The following is a 25,951-nucleotide window of genomic DNA, read 5'->3' as shown; positions in this document are numbered from 1 at the left end:
TGCGCGGAACTGGCCAACTGCTCGATGCCCGCCTGCAAACCGCTGACAATGCTGCTGAGCCCCGCGCCCATTTGCTGCATGGCCTGCATCAGTTGGCCGATCTCGTCCCGGCGGGTCACTTCAACCGTCGCACTCAAATCGCCCGCGGCAATCTGCTGAGCAACGCGGATAACACTGCGCAACGGCCCCACGATCAATCGGGTAATCACCCACGCCGCGATCAGGCCGACCAGCAATGCCAGGGCCGATGAACCGATAATCAGCAGCGAATTCTTTTTCAGCTCGGTCTGCATCGACTGGTCTTCGGCGACATAGGCCTGATCCACCCGCTCCACCACCTGCGCGGCGCGCTGATGCAGCTGTTCATAGACGGTTTTTTCCTGCGCCAGCAGGCCGGTGTACTCGGCAAGTTTTTCGCTGAAACCGCCAATGTGCCCGACCACCTCATTGAGGACCGTCTGATAGCCCTCATCCTTGACCGTGGTTTTCAACTGCTCGGCCTGAGCCAGCGCCTGGTCGGCCTGCTCGATCTTGCCTTGGCCGGCACTGTCATCGCCCTTGCGGCTCTGGTCCAGACGCACGCGCGCCTCGTTCATGGCTTGCAACATCAGCCGCGATACCTGGCTGACTTGATTGGCCTGTTCGATGAACTGGCTACCGTCCTTGCCCTCGGAGTCCTTCAAGGTATAAGCGCCATCGTCGGCGAGACCGGCCTGCAACACATCAAGGTTGTTCGCTACGCTGGACACCGACCAACTGGCCATTTCCAGCGCCAGGTCCTTGGCCTGACTCAGCGAGACAAATTCGTCAAACGCCTTGCGGTAAGCTCCCAACGATTGCTCGACGTCGTTCATCACCGGAACGTTGGCCGGTGATTGCGCCTTGAGCTGGTTCGCCAGGGCCACCAGGCCGTCAACACCTTCATGCAACGCAGTGACGATTTTCGGGTTGCCGTGCAAGGCGTATTCCTGCTCAAGCAACCGCACCTTGAGCAGGCCACTGTTGAGCGACGACATCTGCTTGAGCCCGTCGAAGCGCTGGCTGATGGTTTGCAGGGACCATACGCCGATGGCCGCCACCAGGGCTGTCAACAGCAGCACCAGCAGAAACCCGACACCCAGTTTTTTTGCCATACCGAGGTTGGCAAAACGTCCTTGCACGGCCGAAATCATTGCACTTAGTCCCCTGACATAGTCTGTTAACGCAGATTCGCAACGGGCCTGTGTCAACACAAGTCTCTGGCGTCGGAATAATGGCAAAAAGCTACGCCAACGTCGTTTTCAGAACGCTTGAGGTCGATCCGAAGCGGTGGCCTGAAAAAACGCCCGGGCTCGCGGATCACAGGCGTAGGCCACATTGATACGCTGCCAGTCACCGGCCTCGCCGGCGGGACTGAAGGCTGTCGCAGAAGACAGCAGGACACCGTAGCGCCGAGCCTGTGCCCGCAGGTGAGCGTAGTCGGACTTGCGCGATCGCGCCCAGATGAACAGGCCCCCGACGGGTTTGCCGAAGACCTCCCACTCGGCGTCTTCCAGCATCTGCAATGCGGCCTCTCGGTCACCATTCAAACGTTGCCGCAGACGCAGCACCAACTTGCGATAGGCACCGCTCGCCAACAGGCAGGCCAGCACCGACTCGCAAAACCCGGAGGTGCCCAGGCTGCTGATCCTCTTGACCTCGGCCAGCCTTGAAATGACTTCCGCGCCAGCCACTACAAAGCCGACCCGCAACGAACTGCTGAGAATCTTGGAATAGCTGCCGAGGTAAATCACGTTGTCATCGGTCTCCAGGGCGGCGAGCCGCACGCCCGGGCCACTGTGCAAATCCGCGTAGACATCGTCTTCGATCACCAGCGCGCCATGGGTTTTCGCCAGTTGCAGGACCCGCTCCGCCACCGCCGGCGCCAGGCTGCTGCCCGTCGGGTTGTGATAGAAGCTGTTGATGAACAATGCCCGGGGCTTGTTCTCCCGCAGCAGTACCGTGAGCGCTTCGATGTCTGGCCCGCGCGGCGTGCGCGGTACTTCGAGCATGTTGACACCGCGCAGCCTGAGCAACTCGAACAGCAAGGAATAACCGGGGCTTTCCACCACCACGCAATCACCTGGCTTGAGCAAGGTGCGCACGATCAGGTCAAGTCCCTGACTGGCGCCCGCCGTTGTCATGATTCGACTTTCCTCTGCGGCGATATCCAGCAGCCTCAGGCGCTTGAGGATTTGTTGACGCAACGCCCGCAAACCCAGCGGCGCGCTGTAATTGAACAGCGCAGCCATGTCAGTGCGACTGACCTCACGGATCGCGTAGCTCAGGTCGTCGGTTTCGCGCCAGCTCTCGGGGAGCCCGCCACTCCCCAGCGGCAGATCACCCACATTTCCGCGCGGATTAAGCTCAGCCCCCTCGGACCACGGCGAGTCCGCAGCGACCAACGCCGGGGTTGCGACGACGAACCCCGCACCATGACGTGGCGCCAGCATGCCTTGAGCCACCAACCGCTCACAGGCCTCAACGACGCTGACCTGACTGAGCAAGTTGACCTGTGCGATTTGCCGCGCAGAAGGCAAACGCGTCCCCGGCTCTATTTCGCTTTGACGCAGCCAGCAAGCCAGCGCGTCGACGATTTGCTGTACGACCGGCACCATTGCCTGTCGATCGATTCTCAATTCCATGAGCAAGCAAACTCCTGTTCGTTTGGCGGAAAACAGTTAATCACAGCAATCCTGGATGGGCTGTGCGACAACGCCGCCAAAACTCATGGTTCTAACCATTTGAAACACATTGCCCGAGCCATTCACCAGGCAAAAAAAACCCGCACACGTGCGGGTTTTCTTGCGCTGCATGGCCCGGCTTCAGAACGCCGTGACACCACCATCCACCGCCAGCGAATGACCGGTGGTGAATGCAGCACCGTCGCTGCACAGATACAGCACGGCACTGGCGATTTCTTCGACCTTGCCGATGCGACCCACCGGGTGCATGGCGTTGGCGAATTCGCCCTTCTTCGGATCCGCTTCATAGGCGCGACGGAACATGTCCGTGTCGATCACCGCCGGGCATACCGCGTTCACGCGAATCTTTTTCTTGGCGTATTCGATTGCTGCCGATTTGGTCAGGCCGATCACCGCGTGCTTCGACGCCGCATAGATGCTCATCTTCGGCGCGGCGCCGAGGCCAGCCACCGAAGCCGTGTTGACGATCGCGCCACCGCCCTGAGCCAGCAACAACGGCAACTGATACTTCATGCACAGCCAGACGCCTTTGACGTTGACGCCCATGATCGCGTCGAATTCGTCGATCGTGCCTTCGGCCAGTTTGCCTTTCTCGATTTCGATGCCCGCGTTATTGAAGGCGTAGTCGAGACGGCCGTAGGTATTCACCACTTCGTCCATCAGATTTTTTACATCGCTTTCCAGGGTGACGTTGCAACGCACGAAGGTCGCTTCGCCGCCCGCCGTACGAATCAGCGCCACAGTGCCTTCACCGCCTGCGGTGTCCATGTCGGCCACCACCACTTTCAACCCTTCGGCGGCGAACGCTTGGGCGGTCGCGCGGCCGATACCATTGGCGGCGCCCGTGACTACAGCGACCTGGCCGGAAAACGTCATGCTCATTGTGATGCCCTCGAAGTGAAGAATGTGCAGGTTAGCGTGCGACCAGTCTAGTCACAGGCACGACCCGCGCGGCAGCACTATCAGAAGCCCGGTTAAGTGACCATGAGTTGCAGTGATAAAACCACCAGACCGACTATCACTGCACTGGATCGATGTGCATTCGCCGCATCAGCCAAACTTGCGGGGTCGTCCATGAAGGTCTATCAACAAGGCTTCATTCATCTTGAGTGCCTGTCATGACTACCCAGACCAATCGCCAGTTCCTGCTCGCCAAACGCCCGGTGGGCGCGGCGACCCGCGAGACATTTACCTATCAGGAAGTCCCGGTCGGCGAACCGGCCGCGGGTCAGATCCTGGTCAAAAACGAATACCTGTCCCTGGACCCGGCCATGCGTGGCTGGATGAACGAGGGCAAGTCCTACATCCCGCCGGTCGGTATCGGCGAAGTCATGCGCGCACTGGGTGTAGGCAAAGTCGTAGCGTCCAGCCATCCGGGGTTTGCGGTCGGGGACTACGTCAACGGCGCCCTGGGTGTGCAGGATTACTTCCTCGGCGAGCCGCGTGGCTTCTATAAAGTCGATCCGAAACTGGCACCGCTGCCACGTTACTTGTCCGCGCTGGGCATGACCGGGATGACGGCCTACTTCGCCCTGCTCGATGTCGGCGCACCGAAGGAAGGTGACACCGTGGTGCTGTCGGGTGCTGCGGGCGCTGTAGGCAGCATTGCCGGGCAGATTGCCAAGATCAAAGGCTGCCGCGTGATCGGCATTGCGGGCGGCGCGGACAAATGCAAGTTCCTGATCGACGAACTGGGTTTTGACGGTGCCATCGATTACAAGAGCGAAGACGTCGTCGCCGGCCTCAAGCGCGAATGCCCGAAAGGTGTGGACGTGTATTTCGATAACGTCGGCGGAGATATTCTCGACGCCGTGCTGAGCCGTCTCAACCTGAAGGCACGGGTGGTGATTTGCGGCGCCATCAGTCAGTACAACAACAAGGAAGCGGTCAAAGGGCCAGCCAACTATTTGTCGCTGCTGGTTAACCGCGCACGCATGGAAGGCTTTGTGGTGATGGACTACGCCGCGCAGTTCGCAGCGGCCGGGCAGGAAATGGCCGGGTGGATGGCCAAGGGGCAGCTCAAGAGCAAGGAAGATATTGTCGAAGGGCTGGAGACGTTCCCGGAGACGCTGATGAAGTTATTCAGCGGCGAGAATTTCGGCAAGTTGGTGTTGAAGGTATAAAAAGCTTCGCGGGCAAGCCTCGCTCCTACAGGTCAATGTCGTTCGCGAAGTACGTGCACGACGTGATACCTGTAGGAGCGAGCGGTGCGGCGATCCGACTTGCCCGCGAATGGTTTTAGCAGGCGCCGCTTAAGCGATTTCGGCTACGACGTCAGCCAACGCCTTGGCTGGATCCGCCGCCTGGCTGATCGGGCGGCCGATCACCAGGTAATCGGAACCGGCATCCAGTGCCTGACGCGGCGTCAGAATGCGGCGCTGATCGTCCTGGGCGCTGCCCGCCGGACGAATCCCCGGGGTCACCAGTTGCAACGACGGGTGAGCCGACTTCAGGGCCTGGGCTTCCAGCGCCGAGCACACCAGACCGTCCATCCCGGCTTTTTCCGCCAGCGCAGCCAGGCGCAACACTTGCTCCTGCGGTTCGATGTCCAGACCGATGCCCGCCAGATCTTCACGCTCCATGCTGGTCAGCACGGTTACGCCAATGAGCAGCGGTTTCGGACCGGTACGCTGATCGAGCACTTCACGGCAAGCCGCCATCATGCGCAGACCACCGGAGCAGTGCACGTTGACCATCCACACGCCCATTTCCGCAGCCGCCTTTACTGCCATGGCGGTGGTGTTCGGGATGTCGTGGAACTTGAGGTCCAGGAACACTTCGAAACCCTTGTCGCGCAAGGTGCCGACGATTTCCGACGCGCAGCTGGTGAACAGTTCCTTGCCGACTTTGACCCGGCACAGTTTCGGGTCCAACTGGTCGGCCAGCTTCAGTGCGGCGTCACGGGTGGGAAAATCCAGGGCGACGATGATAGGAGTCTGGCAGACGGACATGTGCGGGCTCTCAGGCAGGACGAAATCGGCGCGCATTGTAGCGGAACCAGCGCGGCTGCGGGACCCGATGATCGGTAAATCGTCGTCGGCGCTCAGCCAAGCCTAGCCCTTTCGCCGATTGTGTCGAGACCGATACACTCACGACACGCCCACAACACCCTTCCCCGCTACCCTCGGCAGCCGCAACACGTCCTTACAGCACTTCCCGCCTCCGGGCCGGACGCCTATGCTGAAGCCACAACCTCGCAGCCTATCTTTGTGGTTGGCAGCCTACCTGGCAGATGAACGCACGCATGCACAACACCCACGCACCTGTGAACGACGATCAAAAAGCGCCCGGCGACGACAAACGCTGGAGCATTCGCGCCCTGATCGTCGACGATGACGTCCCGATCCGCGAACTGATGATTGATTACCTGGCCCGCTTCAACATCCACGCCAGCGGCGTCACCGATGGCGCGGCCATGCGCCTGGCGCTGCAAGCGGAGCATTTCGACGTGGTGGTGCTCGACCTGATGCTGCCCGGCGAAGACGGTCTGTCGCTGTGCCGCTGGTTGCGCGCCGAATCGGACATTCCGATCCTGATGCTCACCGCGCGTTGCGAACCCACCGACCGGATCATCGGCCTGGAACTGGGCGCCGACGATTACATGGCCAAACCGTTCGAACCACGGGAGCTGGTCGCACGGATTCAGACCATTCTGCGTCGGGTGCGCGACGACCGCACCGAACAGCGTGCGAATATTCGCTTCGACAACTGGCGCTTGAACAGCGTATTGCGCCAGTTGATCGCGGCGGATGGCCTGGTGGTGCCGCTGTCCAACGCCGAGTTTCGCTTGCTCTGGGTGTTCATCGAACGTCCACGCCGGGTGCTCAGCCGTGAACAATTGCTGGATGCGGCGCGCGGTCGTTCGATAGAAGCCTTTGATCGCAGCATCGACCTGCTGGTCTCGCGTCTGCGACAGAAACTCGGGGATGACCCGAAAGCCCCACAGTTGATCAAGACCGTTCGCGGCGAGGGTTATCTGTTCGACGCACGAGACATCGGCTGATGCGTGCGCGCTTCGATACGCTGTTCGGTCGCCTGTTTGGCGTGCTGCTGGTGGCGATCATCCTGGCGCATCTGCTGGCGTTTGCCTGGTTTCATCATTACGGCCCACCGCCGCCACCGCCCCCGCCCGAGTTCGCCCAAGGCTTCGACGGACCACGCCCGCCGCCGGACCCACGTTTCGAAAACCGGCCACCACGGCCATGGTTCGGCGGGCCGCTGGTGCCCCTTACCTTCCAGCTGATTTCGCTGATCATCGCCGCCTGGTACGGCGCCAAACTGTTGAGTCGGCCGATCCAGCGCCTGAGCGACGCCGCCGAGCGCCTGAGCGAGAACCTCGACAGCCCGCCGCTGGATGAGTCCGGCCCACGGGAGGCCCGGCAAGCGGCCTACACCTTCAACCTGATGCAAAAACGCATCATCGAACAGATGCAGCAGCGCTCGCGGATGCTCGGCGCGGTGTCCCACGACCTGCGCACGCCGCTGTCACGCCTCAAGCTGCGGCTGGAACAGATCGACGACGACAAACTGCAAGGCCAGATGCGCCAGGATCTGGACGACATGATCAGCATGCTCGACGCCACCCTCACCTACCTGCACGAGCAGCGTACCAGTGAGGCACCGCAGTGGATGGACGTGCAGGCGCTGGTCGAATCCTTGAGTGAAAACGCCCAGGACCAGGGCTCCGATGTCCAGGCCAGCGGCCATTGCGCACCGTTGCAGGTTCAGCCGATGGCTTTGCGTTCGTGCATTAACAACTTGCTGGATAACGCGCTGCGTTATGCCGGGCAGGCGCAGATCGTGCTTGAAGATAATCGCGAACAGTTGATGATCCGGGTCATCGACCATGGGCCGGGGATTGCAGCAGATAAACGTGAAGCCGTGTTTGAACCGTTCTTCCGCCTGGAAGGTTCGCGCAATCGCAACTCCGGCGGTGTCGGTCTGGGCATGACCATTGCCCGTGAGGCGGCTGAACGATTGGGTGGTCAATTGAATCTGGAAGAAACTCCCGGTGGCGGTTTGACCGCCGTTATCTGGTTGCCCCGCACCTGAATCCCCACATAAATTCACTGTGGGAGCGGGCTTGCTCGCGAAAGCGGTGGGTCAGTCAACATCAATGCTGAATGATCCACCGCTTTCGCGAGCAAGCCCGCTCCCACAGGGTCTGAGTCTGACCTGTGTGTACCAATCGGTACAAACCCCACATACCTGCGACAACTTGCTCCTTGAGGCTGCATAAGCCGGTGCACCCACCGGTTTTCCATTCCAGGGAGTGAGCCCAATGATCGGTAGCGTCAGCAACTACACGAGCTATACCAGCACCAGCAGCACCACAACCAGCAATGCTCGCAGCCAGCAATTCCAGAAAGAACTGCTCGCCAGGCTCGACACCAACAGCGACGGTTCGGTGGATCAGGACGAGCTCACCAGCGCTCTGTCACAGAAAACCGAGGACGGTCTGCTGGTCAGCCTGAGCAAGAACTTCGCCGATCTGGACAGTGACGACAGTGGCAGCCTGAGCAGCGAAGAAATGGCTGCGATGGCACCACCGCCACCGCCACCGCGTGATCAGGCACCGAACACCGAACTGGCCGACGCGCTGATCAGCGCACTGGACACCGACAGTGATGGCGCCATCAGCAGCGATGAGCTGAGCAGCGGCCTGACCAACGCCGGCAGCAGTGCCGACAGCACAGAGATTTTTTCGGCGCTGGATAAAAACGAAGACGGCGTCGTCAGTAAGGACGAACTCGCCGCCAGCCTCGCCCCGCCGCCACCGCCGCCGCAACAGGTGTCCAGTGACGAATTGTTCAGCCAACTCGACGCGGACAGCGATGGCAGTGTCAGCGCCAGCGAATTGAGCAGTGCGCTGCAGGCCAGCAGCACTTCATCCACCAACAGCGACACCAGTGCGGCGTTGCTCAAGGTGCTGGACAGCGACAGCAGTGGCGGCGTCAGCAGCGACGAATTGGAAGCCGCGCTGCAAGCCGGTCGCGAGAAAAACAGCAACAGCACAACCGATCAGGCGAACGTGACGGAAGCGCTGAACAAAATGATCGCCAACCTGAGCAAGCAGTACTCGCTCGACAAGGTGGCGACAGTGGGCAAGTACCTGAACGTTACAAGCTAATTGTAGGAGCCGGCTTGCTGGCGATGGCATCACCGCGTTTCACCTGAAACACCGTGGTGATCGGATCGCCAGCAAGCCGGCTCCTACAATTGATCGGCCATGCATTCACGGCCGGCGGTCTTCCACCCGCGCCTGACTCTTGCTCCAGTCGGTCAACAGGCTGTACGCCACGGCCAGCAACGTCGGCCCGATAAACAGGCCGATGAACCCGAACGCAATCAACCCGCCAAACACGCCCAACAGCACGATCACCAACGGCAAATTGCCGCCGCGGCTGATCAGGTAAGGCTTGAGCACGTTGTCGACCCCGCTGATGATGAATGTCCCCCAGATTCCAAGAAACACCGCTATCCCGTATTCGCCCTTCCAGGCGAGCCACGCCGTGGCCGGAATCCACACCAGCGGTGGCCCCATGGGAATCAGGCTGAGCAGGAAGGTGACGATGCCCAGCACCAGCGCGCCAGGCACCCCGGCAATCAGGAAGCCGATCAGCGCCAGCACCGCTTGCGCCGCCGCAGTCCCGATCACGCCGTTCACCACCCGTTGCACCGTACCCGCCACCAGTTCGATGTAGTAACCGGCACGGTCACCGATCAACCGTTGCAGCAGCCCATGGACAAACGCCGCCAAACGCGGCCCGTCCCGGTAGAAAAAGAACACGAACACAATGCTGAGTGTCAGCTCGAGAATGCCGCCGCCAATCTGTGCACTGCGCGCCAGCAACCAGTTGCCGACCTGCCCCAGATAAGGTTTGAGCGACACCATCATCGCCGCGCCCTGCTGATCGATGCTGTTCCAGATCACCACCAGACGTGCGCCTACCAAAGGAATACTGCCCAGCCATGTCGGCGCCTCGGGCAGGCCATCCATCTGCACGTCCTTGATGAACGCCGTGGCATCACGCACATGGTCCGCGAGGTTGAAACCCAGCCACACCAGCGGCACCGCCACCAGCAACATCCAGCCGAGGGTCAGCAATGCCGCCGCCAGGGATTCTCGCCCATTGAGCCAACGGGTCAGCAAGCGCATCAGCGGCCAACTGGCGAACGCAAGCACCGCGCCCCAGAACATGGCCGACCAGAACGGCGCCATCACCCAGAAGCTCGCACCAAAGAGCACCAGCAGCAGGATCTGCACCAACAGTCGATCGTTATTGATCATCCACGTCTCGAAAAAATGTCAGTCAGCCAATAAGAGTAGGCGAACGCGGCAAGCACGTCCGCCTGCCACAGCTTATCGCAACAGTTCAATGTGCAGGCCAGAGCCTTCGACGCTGCCGGTTTCCATCCTGGCCGTACGCACACCCTGGCCGATCAGGGCCTGGCGCCAGGCTTCGGCCTTCGGCCCGGACACACTGACCCGCAACGTGGTGTCCAGGTTCAGCCCACGGGAGATCAGGCGCAGCCAGGTATCGTCAGGGTCGCCGGTCAGCTTGGGGAAATCGAGCTCGCCGGTGCTCTTGAGTTCTCGAAGCAAGGTGGCGGAAGTCGGCAGCAAATCACCCAGCGGTGCTGCGGCGTCGAACTGCTCGACGTGCAAATAGGCTTTGCGATTGCCGCGAGTGATGCTGTAGAGCGCCACCAGGGTGTTGTCCCTCGGCGCCGCCAGACGCAACAACAGGTAGGCCTGCTGATCGTCGGCCCCATAGAGCTTGGCATTGCCGAAGACCTCATTGGCCCACAGGCTGCTCTCGCCGCAATCGCGGGCCTGGCACCAGAACAGCAACTGGGCGTCCTGCTTCTGCAAGGCTTCGCGAGCCGCCGTGAAGGCTTCGGTGGAGGAATGCTCCGCAGGCAACTCGTAGGTCACCGACGTGGTTTGGCCGCGGGCGCTGACCTGACCGTCGAAACGCAACTGCCCGCTGATCTTGCGGATCGAGCCCAACGGGTAGATCCGTTCGAGTTCAGCCGAGGGGCGATAGTCGACGATCTGCGAATCGGCCAGGCGCGGCACGATTGGCAGGTCCTGACTGCCCGGCACATCGGCGGCAAACAATAGAGGACTGAAACTGCACAGCGCCAGCAGACTGATGGAACGCATGGATAGGCTCATCGGATCAGCATGGCCTGGGCACCCTTGACGACACTGGCGTCGTCGATGCGCTCGGGCACCAGCAAACCTCGCTGCACCGCCGGGCGCGCCGCCATCGTCGCCATCCAGCGTTGCAATGCAGACAAGCCGTCCACTGCCACACCGGACCACTCGTGACCACGGACCCACGGATAGGTCGCGATGTCGGCAATGCTGTACTCGTCCGCCAAAAACTCTACGTCTTGCAGGCGCGTGTCGAGCACTTCATACAGGCGGCGGGTTTCATGCTGATAGCGGTCGATGGCGCCTTGGAGCTTTTCCGGAAAGTAACGGAAAAACACGTTGGCCTGGCCCTGCATCGGACCGATTCCACCCATCTGGAACATCAGCCACTGCAACACCACCGAGCGCCCCTTCGGGTCTTTGGGCAGCAGTTTGCCGCTCAGTTCTGCCAGATAAATCAGGATGGCGCCGGATTCGAACACGGCAAAATCGCCGTTGGCGCGGTCGACAATCGCCGGGATCCGGCCATTGGGGTTGATCTTGAGGAAGTCCGCGGACTTCTGTTCCTTTTTGTCGAAACTCAAGGCGTGCACCGTGTAGGGCAGGCCGAGTTCCTCGAGCACGATAGAGACCTTGTGGCCATTCGGGGTCGCAGCGGTGTAGAGATCTATCATGGTTGTCTCCCATTTCAACCCGCCCAGCCTCGACAGTTGCCCGGCGCAAGTCAAGGAACGGCGAAGAACCGATTGAAACAGTCTGCGACAAGGTCGGCACCGGATTCGTCATTCAGGTGCAAATGATGACCGCCAGGCAGCTGTTCACGGCTAAAGGGTAGACGCTCCAGCAACTCGGGATGTTTGGCGAGCATGCCGTCGGCCGCGACGACCAGCAGCGCAGGACAACTGACACGCTGGACGAAAGCCATGGCTTGTTCGGTGGTCAGACGCAACGGCGATGGCAGCGTCAGACGGCTATCGGTGCGCCAGGTGTAACCGCCCGGCACTGGCATCAAGCCGCGTTGCGCCAGCAATTCGGCGGCCTCGCGACTGACCGCCACCAGGCCTTTCATACGCGCTTCGATGGCGCGATCCAGGGTGTTGTAGACCGGTTTGCTTTTCTCCCGCAGGTCCAGTTGCGCTTGCAGGGCCATGCCCATGCGCTCGGCAGCATTTTCGCCTTTGTCTGTAGGGGGAATGATGCCGTCGATCAACGCCAGGTGCGTAACCCGCTCGGGCATCGACCCGGCGATGATCAACGAAGCGATCGCCCCCATGGAGTGCCCCATCAGCGCAAAACGCTTCAAGCCCAGCTGTTCGGCGACTTGCAGCACGTCATGGGCGTAGTCCCACATCGCGTAGCCGGCACCCGTCGGGCGATGCCCGGAATGACCGTGACCGGCCATGTCCAGCGCGATGATGCGCAGCCCTTTGAGCTTCGGCGCCAACCGGGCAAAGCTGTTGGCGTTATCCAGCCAGCCGTGCAATGCAATCACCGGCAAACCGTCTTCGGGACCGAACAGGTGTGCCGCCAGCTCGATGTGCGGCAGGCTCAGGCGAACTTCCTCGACGGCATGGTTCATGCGCAATCCTGCTGATGACGAGCGTCCCAGCGGCTGAACAGGTTTTTCAGCAGCATGGCGGTGTCCTGGGGACGTTCGAGGGGAAACATGTGGCCGCCGGGCATGGTCAGGGATTCGCCCAACGGCATGCGCCCGACAGAATTGGCGTGATGGCGCATCACCACGCGGCTTTTGTGCCCACGCACCACCGCCAGTGGCACTTTCAGTTGCCGTGCGCGACCGGGACTGGTGTGGGGCACGCCCCGGTAGATGCTGATTTCTGTGGCGGGGTCGAAACGCAGACGCAGTTTATCGCCGACCTGATGCAGGCCGTGTTGCAGGTAAGCGTCGAAACATTCAGGGTCGAAACCGCGAAACAGCGTTTTACCGGCGAAATAACGGCGCGCACTCTCGATATCGGCGAACTCTTCGCGCCGCCCCAATGTGCGACCGGCCGGGGTCAGGCGGTCGATAAAACCGAAACGCTTGGCCGCGCGGATCACCCATTGATCGGCGCGGGTCAGCACCGGCGAATCGAGCATCACCACGCCGCGATACAGCTCGGGACAACGCAATGCCGCATGCAGGTGCAGCACGCCGCCGAAGGAATGGCCGACGCCCCACACCGGTTCCGCCTGTTGCTTGAGGTGATGAATCAGCTCGTCGACCAGGTTGTGCCAATTGTCATCCGCCGGGAAACGCGGGTCATGGGCATGCTGCTCCAGATGCGTCACCTGATACTCGGGCGCCAGCGCCGCGAACAACTTGCCGTAGGTCCCGGAGGGGAACCCATTGGCGTGGGCGAAAAATATCTGCTGCGACATACCGGTCGTTCCATCAAACGAAAAACAGAACCCGATTGTCCGCAAGCCCACCGGGAACCGCAATGACCGTAACTGCCAGGAATGATGACAGTCGTGCCGTGGCTATGAGCGGCACGGTGGGTCGGACCTGTTATTTATGACAGTTGACAGTCAATCTTCATGACGCGGATAAGAGCACTGTCGCCAAGCCTCAGGCAATGCCTGTCATGACCCACGCCAACACGCCCGCTATTGCAGTGATCGACTCCCGCGGACTGGGTGTGCGTGCCGTGGCGTATCACCGCCGCGACAATTCTGCAGCCGAAAGCTGCATCACCCAGCAGGTCCACGATGTTGCCGGGCGTGCCGTGCTGAGCCGCGATCCACGGTTGTTTCTTTTACATCAGGCAGGCCAGAGCGCTGCCAATCAAATCAGCGTGTTCAGCCTGTCGGGCGCCCTGTTGTTGTCCGAAAACAGTGATGCCGGTTGGCGCCTGGGCTTGCTCGGCGAGGACGGACAAGGCGTCGAAGGATGGGATCAGAAGCTCACCCATAGCCGCCTGCACTACGACGGGCAGCGCCGGCCGATCGCTTCATTCGAGAACGCCCACGGTGAAGCGCAACGCTGTATCGCAAGGTTTGCCTACGCTGCTGCCAGCGCCGATGAAAGCCTTAACCGGTGTGGCCAACTGATTCGCCAGGACGACACCGCAGGCACTTTGCGCTACCTCTCGTTCGGCATTGGCGGCACACCGCTGCAACACAGCCGTACTTTTGTCGAAGATCCGCACTGGTCCGTGGATTGGCCAGCGACGGAGAGCGAACGCGATGGTTTTCTGGAGGATGATCCAGCGATCACTCTCCTTCACTGCAACGCCGTGGGCGACCCTATCAGGCAGACCGACGCAAAAGGTAATACTCAAGCGTACATTCAGACCCGTGCAGCCGAGCTGAAAGAAGTTCGCCTGACACTGGCCGGGCAGACCGAGGAAAAAACCCTGGTCAGTGACATCCAGCACAACGCTTTCGGCCAGATCGAGCGGCAACGTGCAGGGAATGGCGTTATTTCGTGTGCGACTTTTCGCCCTGAAGACGGGCGACTGGAACATCTGAAGGCTTACGTGCCAGATCAACCTGCGATCCAGGACCTGACTTACGAGTACGACGCCACAGGCAACATCACGGGCCTGACCGACACTGCCGACCCGACTCGCTATCACCGCAATCAGCGAATCGAACACACCCACCACTACCGTTATGACAGCCTCTACCGACTGATAGCCGCCACCGGCCGACAGCTTCGCAACGCCTGTGGCGGGCCGCAGTTGCCGGTGTTCCAATCTGCGCCCGATCCCGGGCAACTGGAAAATTACACGCGTATTTATACCTACGATACCGCCGGCAACCTGCAGGTCATGCAGCATCAGGCCGACAGTGCCAGCCGCACCGAACGTACCGCCATCGCCGCTTCCAGCAATCGCAGCCTGCCTCAAAAGACCAATGACGAGTTACCCGACGACAACGACATTGCCGCCGGTTACGACCTGAACGGCAACCGCATGACCCTCCAACCGGGACAAGACTTGCTGTGGAATCTGCGCAATCAATTGCGCCAGGTCGATCGAGTGGTGCGCGAGGACAAGCCCCACGACACCGAGATTTACCTCTACGACGGCAGCGGCCAACGCCTGCGAAAGATCCGTCAGGCCTACACCGGCACGTTGACCCGCACCCACGAAACCCGCTACCTGCCGGGTGTGGAAATTCGCTCGTCCGCTGACGAAATCCTTCATGTCATCACGGTGGAGGCCGGGCGCGGCAAGGTGCAGGTACTTCATTGGGAGAAAAAACCAGCGTCAGGCATTCCCCAGGACCAGCATCGCTACAGCTTCACCGATCATCTGAAGTCCAGCACCGTCGAGCTGGATGAAGCTGCGCGATTGATCACGTGGGAAAGCTACTACCCGTACGGCGGAACCTGCTGGTGGGCGGGGCGCTGCAAGCTGGAAGCCAGTTACAAAACCATTCGTTATTCAGGGCAGGAACGGGATGCCACGGGTTTGTATTACTACGGGTTTCGCTACTACATGCCTTGGTGTCAGCGGTGGCTGAGTGCGGATCCAGCGGGGACCGCGGACGGATTGAATCTGTATGCGATGGTTCACGCAAATCCGGTGGGGCATGTAGATATCGCCGGACTGATAGATGACCACACGGTACAAACCAGAAACCTGCGCGATGCGTCTTCATCAGCCTTTGTGCGTGATTTCGTTTCCCGAGGTATGTCCGGCCTGGTGCAAATGTCGACCATTGCGGCGTTGAACACCTTGCCAGCCAGTCGTGCTACCAACACTGCCCTGGAGGCAACCGCCGGCCTGCTTGATGGGATTGCCGTCGGGATTGTCGGTGGTGGTTTGGCTGCACGGTTTCATCGTAACGCAATGGTATTCGGTGCCATCGGCGGCGTTTTGATAGGCGCTTTACCGGCCGCGTTGAGTCATGACAGTGATTCAACGGACGAGTCAGAGGTAGAACTGAACCAGACAGCCATCAACCGAATAGGCGCAGCTGCAGGCGCTATCACTCGAGAACTCTTACAACAGGTACTCAGGGGGCATGGAGCAAACTTTTCCTGGGGCAATGTCAGCCTGGGGGATCGGGCGCCGACCTTTCATCGAACAGTCTCGGCCTATGCGGTAACTAACGCACTCAATGGCGCGTTCGGTCGATTTGTCCCAGAGTCCATTCGCAGTTGGCTAGGTCCTTTGATTGAGGGGGCGGATGGCGTTGTCGGCACGTGGCTGCGGGGAAATCATCCAGAAACAAACTATACAGCCGGTACTTCGCCGATTCAGAGTCCACCGCTCCTCGATACAGCCTTAGGGGCGACCGGCAGGATTACCTCCAGCCTGTTCATTTACGGCGTGAATACCGCGGTTGAAGCTGCGACGGCCAGCATCACCGGCCTGAGTGGCTCCGAACGCGGGGATTCGGTGAACATGCTAAGTGGAGCCATCGCCGGCGCCTTCATCGGGCTCGCTGACTATCGAGCTCTGATCATGCCAGCCGCTCTAGAGGGATACAGTGTATTTAATCCGCAGATCGCAGCTCGCATTAGTCCAGACGTCCAGTCAACGGCGCCTAGATTCAGCAGCCGTTCTGTCGTCCGGCGCCATAGCGTTCATAACGTCTGAAGCCGTCAGTCGAGCCTCGGTTCGAAAGGATTATCGGGCCGGCGGGCTCTCCCCCAACGGCACCACCGCCATGGTCAACCGCGACACACAACTGGCCTTGCCCTCATCGCTGGTCAACCGAATGTCCCAGACATGGGTCGTGCGCCCGATGTGAATCGGTTTGGCCACCGCCGTCACCCGTCCGCTGCGCAGCCCCCGCAAATGGTTAGCGTTGATCTCAAGGCCCACGCAGTAAAACTTGCTGGCATCGATGCACAGGTAACTGGCCATGGAGCCGACGGTTTCGGCCAACACCACCGAGGCACCACCGTGCAGCAAACCATACGGCTGGTGAGTGCGATGATCGATGACCATGCTCGCCGTCAGCGACTCTTCGTCGAAGGCTTCGAAGCGGATATCCAGCACTTCGCCGATGGTGTTTTTCTGGATCGCGTTCAACTGCTCGATGTTGGGAGTGGTACGCCACAAACTCATTGCACACATCCTTTGTTGGTTTTATTCGTGGCTCAATCCTGCCACAGCACCGCTTCGCTATGCTCGCTCCATTCTTCGAACCGGGGGCCGTAAGCCGCTTCGATCACGTTGCGCTTGATCTTCAGGGTTGGCGTCAGGAAGCCGTTTTCCACGGCCCAGCTGTCTTTGACGACAACGAGCCGGCGCAGGCGCTCATGTTTGTCGAGGGCGCCGTTGACCTCATCGAGAAGTTTTTCCAGGCTTGAATGCAGGCCTGCACGCGCGGTTCCGCCGGCGTCCTGCTGCCCCACTGCCGAAAGCACGCACAATCCCAGCGGCGCGCTCAAGCCATCGCCAACCACGCACACTTGCTCGATGCGTGAATGCACCGCCAAACGATTTTCGATCGGTGCCGGTGCCACGTACTTGCCTTTGCTGGTCTTGAAGATTTCCTTCAGGCGGCCGGTCAGGCGCAGGTTGCCTTCGGCGTCCTGTTCGCCCTTGTCACCGGTGCGCAGGAAGCCGTCCTCGGTGATGGTGTCGGCGGTTTTTTCCGGTTCCTTGAAATAGCCGAGCATGGTTGCGCCACTGCGCACCATGACCTCGCCCGATTCGGCGATCCGCACTTCAACGTCGGGGCAAGGCTTGCCGATCCAGCCCGGTTTGTTGTCGCCGGGCCGGCCGATGTGGGAATAACCGCAGCTTTCGGTCATGCCGTAGACCTCCAGCACGTCCAGCCCGAGTTTGCGGTACCACAGCAACAACGTCTGCGGCACGGGCGCGGCGCCGGACAACGCGACGCGCAGGGCGTCCAGCCCCAGCCCGGCGAGCACTTTGTGCCCTACCCGTTTGCCGATGAAGGGCAGCCCGAGCAAAAAGTCGAGGCGTTTTGCCGGGATCTTGCTGTACACGCCCATCTGGAATTTGGTCCAGATGCGCGGCACGCCGAACAGCGCAGTCGGGCGCGCCCGCTGCAAATCAGTCAGGAAGGTGTCGAGGTTCTCGGCAAAGAACACGGTTTGCCCGGTGTAGATCGACGCCAGTTCGACGAACATGCGTTCGGCGACGTGGCACAGCGGCAGGTAAGACAGCAACCGATCCGACTCATTGAGGCCGAATAACTGCGTGCCACGGGTGGTGGCGAACCCCAGATTGCTGAAGCTGTGCATAACGCCTTTGGGCATGCCGGTGGTGCCGGAGGTGTAAATGATGGTCGCCAGTTGGTCAGCGGCAGGTTTGGGGTCGTCCTGGATCGGTGAGCAGGCTTGCAGGTCGGCCCAGCTGAAATCGAAGGTACCCGGCGGGTGCAACGGCAGGCTGATGGTCGGCAAGTCGGGATTGACCCCGCGGGACATGCCGGGCCAGTCGTCGAGTTTGCCGATGAACGCCAGCGCCGCTTCGGAGTGTTGAAGTACTTGCGCGACGGATTCGGCAGTGAGGTTCGGGTACAACGGCACCGACACATGCCCGGCCATCCAGATCGCCAGGTCGGCGATGATCCAGTGGGCGCAGTTTTTCGAGATCAGGGCGATGTGGCTGCCTTGCGGCAGTTCACGGGCGCGCAGCCAGTGCGCGGCGCAGCGAGCCTGATGGCCGACGTCTTCCCAGGTCAGGGTCTCGACCTGGCCGCCACCCGTGGGCTGGACCAGAAAGCGTTGGCGGGGATGACGGGATTCGCGCTCGTAGAAGACGTCCAGCGGCAAACGAAAAGCAGCAGACATGCGACTCGCTCCTTTATTTTTGGTCTGGAGCAAGCGTAGTCAACCAAGCGGTTGCTTGGTTGACTATTTCATTACAAAAAATAAGGGCCAACATCGAACCGTAGGAGCGAGCGGTGCGGCGGTCCGATTTGCCCGCGAAGGGGCCCGTGACACCGCTAAAAGCTTCGCGGGCAAGCCACGCTCCTACAAAAACAAAAGCAGCAAAAAGCGTTATGGGTGTTTGAGGCTGTTGAGCGTCATCGACCCAATCAACAACTCGCTATGCTCAAGTTCGGCCAGGCCGGCGGTGCTGACTTTTTCCGGTGGATAGCCGGCGCCATGTTGCAGGTAGCTCAGCAAGTTACCCACCAGCGGGTTATGACTGACCAAAAGGACGTCACTCACCGACACCAACTGCTCGGCCACTTTGTCCGGGTCGGTTTCCGGGGTCAGCCATTCGACTGTACGAATTTCCGGCTCGAAGCCCAGAGCTTCACGGACCAGTTGCGCAGTTTCCTGCGCTCGCAGGTAAGGGCTGGCATAGATCGCGGTGACGGGCTGCCCCATCAGCCGCGCAGCACTGCGCAGCACTTCTTCACGACCGTGGGTAGTCAATGCCCGTTCGGAGTCCGGACGCGAGCCGTAAGGCTCGGCTTCCCCATGACGCAATACCCAGAGTTTCATAGCTTGGGTTCCTCATCTCGGGCCGGATGAGGCGCAGGCGCCACGACGTGTGGCGCTTCACCTTCCGGTGTACGCGGCGTCGGCCAGTCGGCGAACGGCCAGGGTTTCTGGTCGCTGTGAAACGTGCCGAAACGACCGATCTGCGCCAGGAACTGGCTCAGGCTGTCGCCGAAATTCATCAGGCTGGCGCTCGGGGCGCCATAGATCAAACGATAGACCAGTTGCACCAGCACCACGGCGCCGAGGATGAACTGCGCCACCTGCCAGACCAGCAGGAAGACGATCATCCACAACACCCGCAGCAGGATGGATTCGTATCGGGCTTCTGTTTTCGGATCGTTCATGTCTCGCTCTCCTGCTCCTTATGAGGAGCGTGATCAGTTAAAACCACTGGTGGAAATAAAGTCGACGTCGGTTTTCGGTTCGCCGCGCATCAGCAGTTCAATGACCTGATTCAGCGTGCGCCCTTCGAACAGGATCGCGTGCAGCCCGGCGACCAGCGGCATATACACGCCCACCTCCTGAGCCTTGGCCTTGAGCACTTTCAGGGTGTTCACGCCTTCGGCCACTTCGCCCAGGCGTGTCACCGCGTCTTCCAGGCTCAAGCCCTGACCGAGGGCGAAGCCGACCTGGTAGTTACGGCTTTTCGGCGACGAGCAGGTGACGATCAAGTCCCCCACCCCGGCCAGTCCCAGGAACGTCATCGGGTTGGCGCCCTGATTCACCGCGAAGCGGGTCATTTCCGCCAGCGCCCGGGTGATCAGCATGCTCTTGGTGTTTTCGCCCATGCCCAGCGCCACCGCCATGCCGGCGATGATCGCGTAGACGTTTTTCAGCGCCCCGCCCAACTCCACGCCGAAGCGGTCGGCACTGGCGTACACGCGAAAGGTGCGCCCGTGCAGCGCTTCCTGAACCCGTTGGCAGAGTTCTTCGTCTTCGCTGGCGACGACCGTGGCGGTCAGCGCGTGCTCGGCGATTTCACGGGCCAGGTTCGGTCCGGACAGCACGCCGATGCGCGCTTGCGGGGCGATTTCTTCGAGGATCTCGCTCATCAGTTTAAAGGTGTGGGCTTCGATGCCTTTGGTCAGGCTCACCAGCAACTTGCCGCTCAAGCGTTCGGCGTGTGGAACCAGCACCGCGCGCAGCGCGCTGGAAGGCAGCGCGACAAAACACAGATCGCAGGCGTCCAGCGTGGCTTGCAGGTCGGTGACCGCTTCCACTCCCGGCAGAATCTTGATGCCCTTGAGGTAACGCGGATTCTCGCGATTGACCCGAATGGCCTCGGCCTGCTCGGGGTCACGCATCCACTGCCGGACCTGATGCCCGTTCTCGGCCAGCAGATTAGCCACGGCGGTACCAAAACTTCCGCCTCCCAGGACCGCAATTGGGCGCTGTTCAGTCATATGCAATCCGTTAATCCATACCAGTGGCGATGTCGGCATTATACGGAGCGGCCCAGTGGCGGCCAGCCCCCGCGTCAATTACCGACACTTGTAGAAAGAAGACGGATAAAACCGAGGAAAATGCCGGTATCGTGACTGAAAAAGTCGACCCGCTCGGTTAACATGCGCGCCAATTAATCGCTATCAAGGATGTGTTGTGTCGTTTGGCCCCGCTGCACCTCGCTCGCCGCTGGTCCTGGCGCTGATATTCAGCCCGCCATTGCTGGCCGACGACCTGTTTCTCGACAACGAGCCGCTGCCGCAAGTGCTGACGGCTACGCGTCTCAAACAGTCGCCGGCGGCGGTTCCGGGGAGCATGACGGTGATCGACAGCGAACTGATCAACGCCAGTGGCGCCCGTGACATCAGTGAATTGCTGCGACTGGTGCCGGGGATGATGGTCGGCAACATCAGCGGCAATCAGGCGGCGGTGAACTATCACGGCACCAACGCCAGCGAAGCGCGGCGCATGCAGGTGCTGATCGACGGGCGCTCGGTGTACCGCGCCGGCCTGGCCACGGTCGACTGGAGCGACATTCCGGTGGCCATGGAAGACATCGAGCGCATCGAGGTTTTCCGCGGCCCGAACACGGTCAGCTATGGCGCCAATGCGTTGATGGCGGTGGTCAACATCATTACCCGCAACCCGGCCGACAGCCATGGCACGCGGGTCAAAGTCACCCGTGGCCAGCGCGGCATCGATGACTTTTACGCCAGTCAGGGCGTGGGTTGGGACGGTGGCGACATGCGCCTGTCGCTGTCCGGCCAGCAAGACGACGGCTTTGACTCGGACCGCCGCGGCGCCGATTACCGCGACAGCCGCCGCTTGAACCGCTTCAACCTCGCCGTCAGCCAGACGCTCAACGAACAGCAAAGCCTCGATTGGCAATTGAATGCCAAGGACGGGAGCAACCAGCGGCCTTATACCTACCGCCCGGTGTTTTCGGGGATTACCGCCGCCGGGAACAATTCCGACGTTGTGGCCAAGGACTATGCCGGCTCCCTGCGCTGGAACCTCGATGTAAATCCTGATCACAGCCTTTATATCCAGGGCTCGGCCCAGCACTGGGATCGTCAGCAGACCTGGCGCGCCTGCGACGCCGAGGTTTCATTCAGCCCTGAACTGACCGAGCTCTGGCAGCTCAATCCGAATTACACCGAGCGCCTGGCGCGCAACATTGAGCGCTACGTCGGCCCCGGCGCACCGTCCGGCACGCCGGCGGAACAAGCCTTGGCCAGTAAAGTGCTGGACCAGTGGCGCAACGGCGCCCGCCAAACCTTGTGCGGCGACATCGACCAGAGCACCCGCGAGACGCGCTACGACCTCGAACTGCAAGACACCCTCAGCCTGTCCGACAGTCTGCGACTGGTCAGCGGCCTGAACTATCGTTACGACCGGGCAGATTCCGAGACCTACTTCAATGGCACGCTCGACGACACGACATGGCGCGCGTTCGGCCAGCTCGAATGGCGCGCCAGCGAACACTGGCTGTTACAGGGCGGTGCAATGTTCGAAGACACGCAATTGATCGGCAGCTCGCTGACACCGCGCGTGGCGGTCAACTATCTGATCAATCCGCGCCACGGCTTGCGTGCGGTGTATTCGGAAGCCATCCGCTCGCCGGACATGTTCGAGAACAACGTCAACTGGAGTTACCGGGTGACCAACCTGCAACCCGCTGCCTTCGGCCAGAGCAGCGCCCGCTACTTCGTCAAGACCCGCGGCCCCGGCAATCTCGACCAGGAACACATGCGCTCGCGGGAACTGGGCTACAACGGGTACTTCGCCGAGTGGGGACTGGCGGTGGACGTGAAGGTGTTTCACGACGAAATCACCGGCATGATCAGCGAACCGCTACGCAACAATCAGTACATCGCCAGCAACGCCAACCACTCGCGCTTCACCGGTACGGAAACCCAGCTCGACTGGCGCCTGAGCAGTGCCGATCGCTTGCGCCTGACCTACGCCTACGTCGATGCCGAGGCGAGCAACCCGCTGGATGCGCAACAGACCGCGCGCAACAGCGGCTCCGCCGGTTGGCTGCGCGATTGGGGCCACGGCTGGAACAGCGCGCTCTTCTACTATGGTGACGACGCGCTCAACGGCTATCGCTTTGAGCGGGTCGACACGCGCATCGCCAAGCGCGTTGGCCTGGGCAAGGCCAGCCTGGAACTGGCCGGCGTGCTTCAACAGCGCCTGGACAATCAACCCACGACGTTCATCGACAACCGCTATGACGAGCGGCGAGTGCTCTACTTCAGCGCGGAGCTGGCGTTCTAAATGTTGCGCTCTCTATCACGGATGATGCCAAACCCTGGCCGCCTGCTGGCCGGGTTGTGCCTGGTGTTTGCCGGGTGGCTGGGTAGCCTTTCGGTCAACGCTGCCGAGATTCTGTTGGCCGGCGCCGATGACAGCGCTGGCATGCAGTCTTTCGCCAAGGCCCTGAGCGACCTGCGCCCGGCTGACAACGTTCGCTTTCAGCCACTGGCCAGTCTGCCGACACCGGACAAGTTGCCCGCCGGCACCCGGTTGATCCTGCTGGATCTGCCGAGCCTCGACTGGCGCCTGCAAGACGCCCGAGGCCCGGCGACGCTGGTGCTGCGCATCAGCCGCCTGCAAGCCCGTCAACGCCTGGGGGCAACTGTGCCGGCGCATTTGAGCCTGTTGTGGAGCGATCCACCGCTGGATCGGCAATTACGCCTGACTCGAATCCTTTTGCCTCAGGTCAAACGGGTCGGGGTGCTTTACGACAGTCACAGCGAGTTTCTCCTGGGCGAACTGCGAGAGATCGCCAAGCCCCTGGGTTTCGAAATCGTCACCGAGCGCTGGGACAATACCCATGACAGCCGACCGTTGCAGACGCTGCTGAAAAACAGTGACGTGCTGCTGGGCCTCGACGATCCCGACCTGTACAACCCCAAAACCGCGAAAAACCTGCTGCTCAGCAGCTACACACGGCAAACCGCACTGATCGGCCCCAACGCCGGGTTCGTCAAGGCCGGAAGCCTGACCAGCACCTACAGCGACCAGAGCGACTGGCTGGCGATTCTCGACAATCTGCTCGACCGGCCACCGGCCACGTGGCCGCGCACGCACTACGCCAATCGCTTCAAAGTATTGAGTAACCCACAAGTGGCTCGTTCGTTAGGCATTGAACAGATTAATGAAGCGTTGGTCGCAACACAGCTGGCCGAAGGAGAAAGCCGCCCATGACTTTCCGTCGTCGTTGGGACATCAACACGCGAACCCAGATCATCAGCCTCGGCCCTGCCCTGCTGCTGACTTTGTTGCTGATCAGTTTCTTCACCTTCGTGCGGATCCAGGACCTGCGTCAGGAGCTCAATCACACCGGTCAACTGATCGCCAACCAACTGGCGCCGGCCGCCGAGTACGGGGTAATTTCCGGCAACAACGAGGTGCTTGAAAGTTTGCTCAAGGCCACCCTGGCCACGCCCAATGTGCGCTTTCTGGAAGTCCAGGACAGCGCCAACCGGATTCTGGTGTACGTCGAGCACCCCTCGGAAACCTACACCCGATCGCAACAGGTCGAAGTGTTCCAGGCGCCGGTGCGCTTGCAGCGCATCGCACTGCACAATGATTTCTTCCAGGGCGGCAAAGTCACTGGCGCCGCCCCCGCCGAGGATTATCTGGGGCGGGTGATCGTCGGTCTGTCGAATGACGCCTTCAGCAAGCGCCAACAGGAAATCCTCTTCAAGGCCGGTGTCCTCGCGCTGTTCGCCTTGCTGTTCACTTTCCTGATTGCCCGGCGCCTGGCTGGCAGCCTGTCGCAGCCGATTCGCGACATCGGCAATGCGGTCAAGGCGATCCAGAGCGGCGACTACAAAACGCCATTGCCGATTGTCGACGACACCGAACTTGGCGCGCTGTCGCAGCACATCAACAACCTCGCCAGCGGTCTGGAACAGGCCAGCCGCGAACAGCATCAGGCCATGGCGCAGTTGATCCAGACGCGCGAAGAGGCGGAAAAAGCCAACAACGCCAAATCGGACTTCCTGGCGATGATGAGCCATGAATTGCGCACACCGATGAATGGCGTGCTCGGCATGTTGCAGCTGCTGGAAACCACCGATATGACCGCGGAGCAGGTCGAGTACGCGGCGCTGGCCTCGGAGTCCACCGAACACTTGCTCAAAGTCATCAACGACATTCTCGACTTCTCGCGCATTGAACGTTCGGAGCTGGAACTGGAGCACATCCCGTTCAACCTCGCGGACCTGATCGGCAGTTGCGCCCAGTCGTTCTCGCACAGCGCGGTGCAACGCGGGCTCGACCTCGCGTTGCTGATTCCCGAGGACATGCGTGAATTGCAGGTGCAGGGCGACCCGACGCGGATCCGGCAAATCCTGGTGAACCTCGTGGGCAATGCGCTGAAGTTCACCGAAAAGGGACGCGTCAGCATCGAGCCGCAGTGGCAGTCGCTGGATCACGAGTTGTTGTGGTTCACCTGCACCGTGCGCGACAGCGGGATTGGTATCTCGGCCGAAAGCCTGGAATTGATGTTCAACGCGTTCCAGCAGGCCGACAGTTCTATTTCAAGGCGTTACGGCGGCACCGGGCTGGGGCTGCCGATTGCCCGCACCCTGGCAGAACGCATGGGCGGAACCTTGCGCGCCCAGAGCGAGGAAGGTCGAGGCTCGGTGTTCACCCTGGAAATCCCGCTGGCGCTGTATAAACAGAAGCTGCCGGTACTGACACCGCGTACACCGACCGGCAGCGGCGATGGTGAGGGGCGCAATGTGCTGTTGGTCGAGGACAACCCGGTCAACCAGACCGTTATCGAAGCAATGTTGCGCAGTCTGGGCTTTACTGTCAGCGTCGCCACCGATGGCGCTCAAGCGGTGCGAAGTGCCGAAAGTCTGATTTTCGAAGCGATTCTGATGGACTGCCGACTGCCGATCATCGACGGCTACGAGGCCACCCGCCAGATCCGCCAATTGCCCGGCTGCACTGACCTGCCGATCATCGCGCTGACCGCCAACGCCTTGCAGGGCGACCGCGAAGCCTGTTTATCGGCGGGAATGAACGATTACCTGGCCAAGCCCTTCAAACGCACTGATCTGCAGCAGATTCTGCAGCGATGGGTGCAGTAGTGCAGGCCTTTCGACCATCTGCGACTGGCGTGAAAGGCGAAAGTGCGGCAGTCTTAGGCACCCGAACAGGCCCGAAAAGGGGCTTGAATAATAATTTCAGTGCACAAGTGTACATTCA

The 25,951-nt window shown here is 60.9% G+C and carries 21 protein-coding genes and 1 pseudogene; 8 read left to right on the top strand and 14 right to left on the bottom strand.

All coding sequences use genetic code 11. The features are described from left to right. Positions 1 to 116: 116 nt before the first annotated feature. From ACYZUC_RS27940 to ACYZUC_RS27930, 3 genes and pseudogenes are all read right to left on the bottom strand, one after another. Positions 117 to 1,016: pseudogene (locus ACYZUC_RS27940) on the bottom strand (methyl-accepting chemotaxis protein); the annotation flags it as partial. A 264-nt stretch (positions 1,017 to 1,280) separates the two neighbouring features. Continuing rightward, positions 1,281 to 2,663, bottom strand: a complete 1,383-nt coding sequence (locus ACYZUC_RS27935; protein WP_461991782.1) for an aminotransferase-like domain-containing protein — start codon at positions 2,661 to 2,663, stop codon at positions 1,281 to 1,283. 180 nt (positions 2,664 to 2,843) lie between these two features. Then, positions 2,844 to 3,605 carry an SDR family oxidoreductase gene (locus ACYZUC_RS27930; RefSeq protein WP_461991780.1) on the bottom strand — a complete coding sequence of 254 codons (762 nt, stop codon included), beginning with the start codon at positions 3,603 to 3,605 and terminating at the stop codon, positions 2,844 to 2,846. A 236-nt stretch (positions 3,606 to 3,841) separates the two neighbouring features. Between ACYZUC_RS27930 and ACYZUC_RS27925 the strand changes: the two genes are divergently transcribed. After that, the gene (locus tag ACYZUC_RS27925; protein ID WP_461991778.1) at positions 3,842 to 4,846 is read left to right on the top strand and encodes an NADP-dependent oxidoreductase; all 1,005 of its coding nucleotides are present in this window, start codon (positions 3,842 to 3,844) and stop codon (positions 4,844 to 4,846) included. A 129-nt stretch (positions 4,847 to 4,975) separates the two neighbouring features. On the opposite strand, the gene pyrF is transcribed toward ACYZUC_RS27925, so the two are convergent. Then, positions 4,976 to 5,674, bottom strand: coding sequence for an orotidine-5'-phosphate decarboxylase (pyrF, locus tag ACYZUC_RS27920; RefSeq protein WP_167362965.1), 699 nt, complete (start codon positions 5,672 to 5,674; stop codon positions 4,976 to 4,978). 293 nt (positions 5,675 to 5,967) lie between these two features. On the opposite strand from pyrF, the gene ACYZUC_RS27915 reads away from it, so the two are divergent. From ACYZUC_RS27915 to xopAW, 3 genes are all read left to right on the top strand, one after another. Then, on the top strand, positions 5,968 to 6,726 hold the full coding sequence (locus tag ACYZUC_RS27915) for a response regulator (protein ID WP_008029291.1): 759 nt from the start codon (positions 5,968 to 5,970) through the stop codon (positions 6,724 to 6,726). Then, a complete protein-coding gene (locus tag ACYZUC_RS27910) occupies positions 6,726 to 7,775 on the top strand; it encodes a sensor histidine kinase (RefSeq protein WP_461991776.1) in 1,050 nt (349 codons plus the stop codon). The genes ACYZUC_RS27915 and ACYZUC_RS27910 overlap by 1 nt, the downstream gene beginning before the upstream one ends. A gap of 229 nt (positions 7,776 to 8,004) precedes the next feature. Then, complete coding sequence (gene xopAW, locus ACYZUC_RS27905; protein WP_461991774.1) at positions 8,005 to 8,853, top strand: XopAW family type III secretion system calcium-binding effector; 849 nt, start codon at positions 8,005 to 8,007, stop codon at positions 8,851 to 8,853. 105 nt (positions 8,854 to 8,958) lie between these two features. Here xopAW and ACYZUC_RS27900 read toward each other — a convergent pair whose 3' ends face one another. From ACYZUC_RS27900 to ACYZUC_RS27880, 5 genes are all read right to left on the bottom strand, one after another. Beyond that, a complete protein-coding gene (locus tag ACYZUC_RS27900) occupies positions 8,959 to 10,014 on the bottom strand; it encodes an AI-2E family transporter (RefSeq protein WP_461991772.1) in 1,056 nt (351 codons plus the stop codon). Positions 10,015 to 10,086: 72 nt separating this feature from the next. After that, positions 10,087 to 10,893 carry a DUF4892 domain-containing protein gene (locus tag ACYZUC_RS27895; protein WP_461991770.1) on the bottom strand — a complete coding sequence of 269 codons (807 nt, stop codon included), beginning with the start codon at positions 10,891 to 10,893 and terminating at the stop codon, positions 10,087 to 10,089. A gap of 8 nt (positions 10,894 to 10,901) precedes the next feature. After that, positions 10,902 to 11,561 (bottom strand): glutathione S-transferase family protein, encoded by a 660-nt coding sequence (locus ACYZUC_RS27890; RefSeq protein ID WP_008029301.1) that lies wholly within the window; start codon positions 11,559 to 11,561, stop codon positions 10,902 to 10,904. 50 nt (positions 11,562 to 11,611) lie between these two features. Beyond that, positions 11,612 to 12,466, bottom strand: coding sequence for an alpha/beta hydrolase (locus tag ACYZUC_RS27885; protein ID WP_461991768.1), 855 nt, complete (start codon positions 12,464 to 12,466; stop codon positions 11,612 to 11,614). Continuing rightward, positions 12,463 to 13,269, bottom strand: a complete 807-nt coding sequence (locus ACYZUC_RS27880) for an alpha/beta fold hydrolase (RefSeq protein ID WP_461991766.1) — start codon at positions 13,267 to 13,269, stop codon at positions 12,463 to 12,465. Before ACYZUC_RS27880 ends, ACYZUC_RS27885 begins: the two co-directional genes overlap by 4 nt. Before the next feature lie 206 nt (positions 13,270 to 13,475). Here ACYZUC_RS27880 and ACYZUC_RS27875 point away from each other — a divergent pair, with 206 nt between their 5' ends. Beyond that, entirely contained in the window at positions 13,476 to 16,442 is a 2,967-nt protein-coding gene (locus ACYZUC_RS27875) for an RHS repeat-associated core domain-containing protein (RefSeq protein WP_461991764.1), read from the top strand. A 30-nt stretch (positions 16,443 to 16,472) separates the two neighbouring features. Here the strand turns inward: ACYZUC_RS27875 and ACYZUC_RS27870 are convergent, their stop codons facing one another. The 5 genes from ACYZUC_RS27870 to ACYZUC_RS27850 form a co-directional block, all read right to left on the bottom strand. Then, on the bottom strand, positions 16,473 to 16,916 hold the full coding sequence (locus tag ACYZUC_RS27870; protein ID WP_207286460.1) for a hotdog fold thioesterase: 444 nt from the start codon (positions 16,914 to 16,916) through the stop codon (positions 16,473 to 16,475). Positions 16,917 to 16,948: 32 nt separating this feature from the next. Beyond that, on the bottom strand, positions 16,949 to 18,616 hold the full coding sequence (locus tag ACYZUC_RS27865) for an AMP-binding protein (RefSeq protein WP_461991762.1): 1,668 nt from the start codon (positions 18,614 to 18,616) through the stop codon (positions 16,949 to 16,951). A 210-nt stretch (positions 18,617 to 18,826) separates the two neighbouring features. Next, a complete protein-coding gene (gene sixA / locus ACYZUC_RS27860; protein ID WP_461991761.1) occupies positions 18,827 to 19,279 on the bottom strand; it encodes a phosphohistidine phosphatase SixA in 453 nt (150 codons plus the stop codon). Next, entirely contained in the window at positions 19,276 to 19,623 is a 348-nt protein-coding gene (locus tag ACYZUC_RS27855) for a DUF4389 domain-containing protein (protein ID WP_461991759.1), read from the bottom strand. The genes sixA and ACYZUC_RS27855 overlap by 4 nt, the downstream gene beginning before the upstream one ends. A 33-nt stretch (positions 19,624 to 19,656) precedes the next feature. Next, complete coding sequence (locus ACYZUC_RS27850) at positions 19,657 to 20,682, bottom strand: NAD(P)H-dependent glycerol-3-phosphate dehydrogenase (RefSeq protein WP_192227932.1); 1,026 nt, start codon at positions 20,680 to 20,682, stop codon at positions 19,657 to 19,659. A gap of 196 nt (positions 20,683 to 20,878) precedes the next feature. Here ACYZUC_RS27850 and ACYZUC_RS27845 point away from each other — a divergent pair, with 196 nt between their 5' ends. Genes ACYZUC_RS27845 through ACYZUC_RS27835 form a run of 3 tightly spaced genes read left to right on the top strand, consistent with a single transcriptional unit; the run spans position 20,879 to position 25,833 of the window. After that, positions 20,879 to 23,002, top strand: coding sequence for a TonB-dependent receptor plug domain-containing protein (locus ACYZUC_RS27845; RefSeq protein ID WP_461991757.1), 2,124 nt, complete (start codon positions 20,879 to 20,881; stop codon positions 23,000 to 23,002). Beyond that, entirely contained in the window at positions 23,003 to 23,935 is a 933-nt protein-coding gene (locus ACYZUC_RS27840) for an ABC transporter substrate-binding protein (RefSeq protein WP_461991755.1), read from the top strand. Continuing rightward, entirely contained in the window at positions 23,932 to 25,833 is a 1,902-nt protein-coding gene (locus ACYZUC_RS27835) for an ATP-binding protein (RefSeq protein WP_461991753.1), read from the top strand. The genes ACYZUC_RS27840 and ACYZUC_RS27835 overlap by 4 nt, the downstream gene beginning before the upstream one ends. Positions 25,834 to 25,951 lie beyond the last annotated feature (118 nt).

This window comes from Pseudomonas sp. GT1P32, from assembly GCF_054897805.1.
This window is presented reverse-complemented; position numbering and strand designations above follow the sequence as displayed.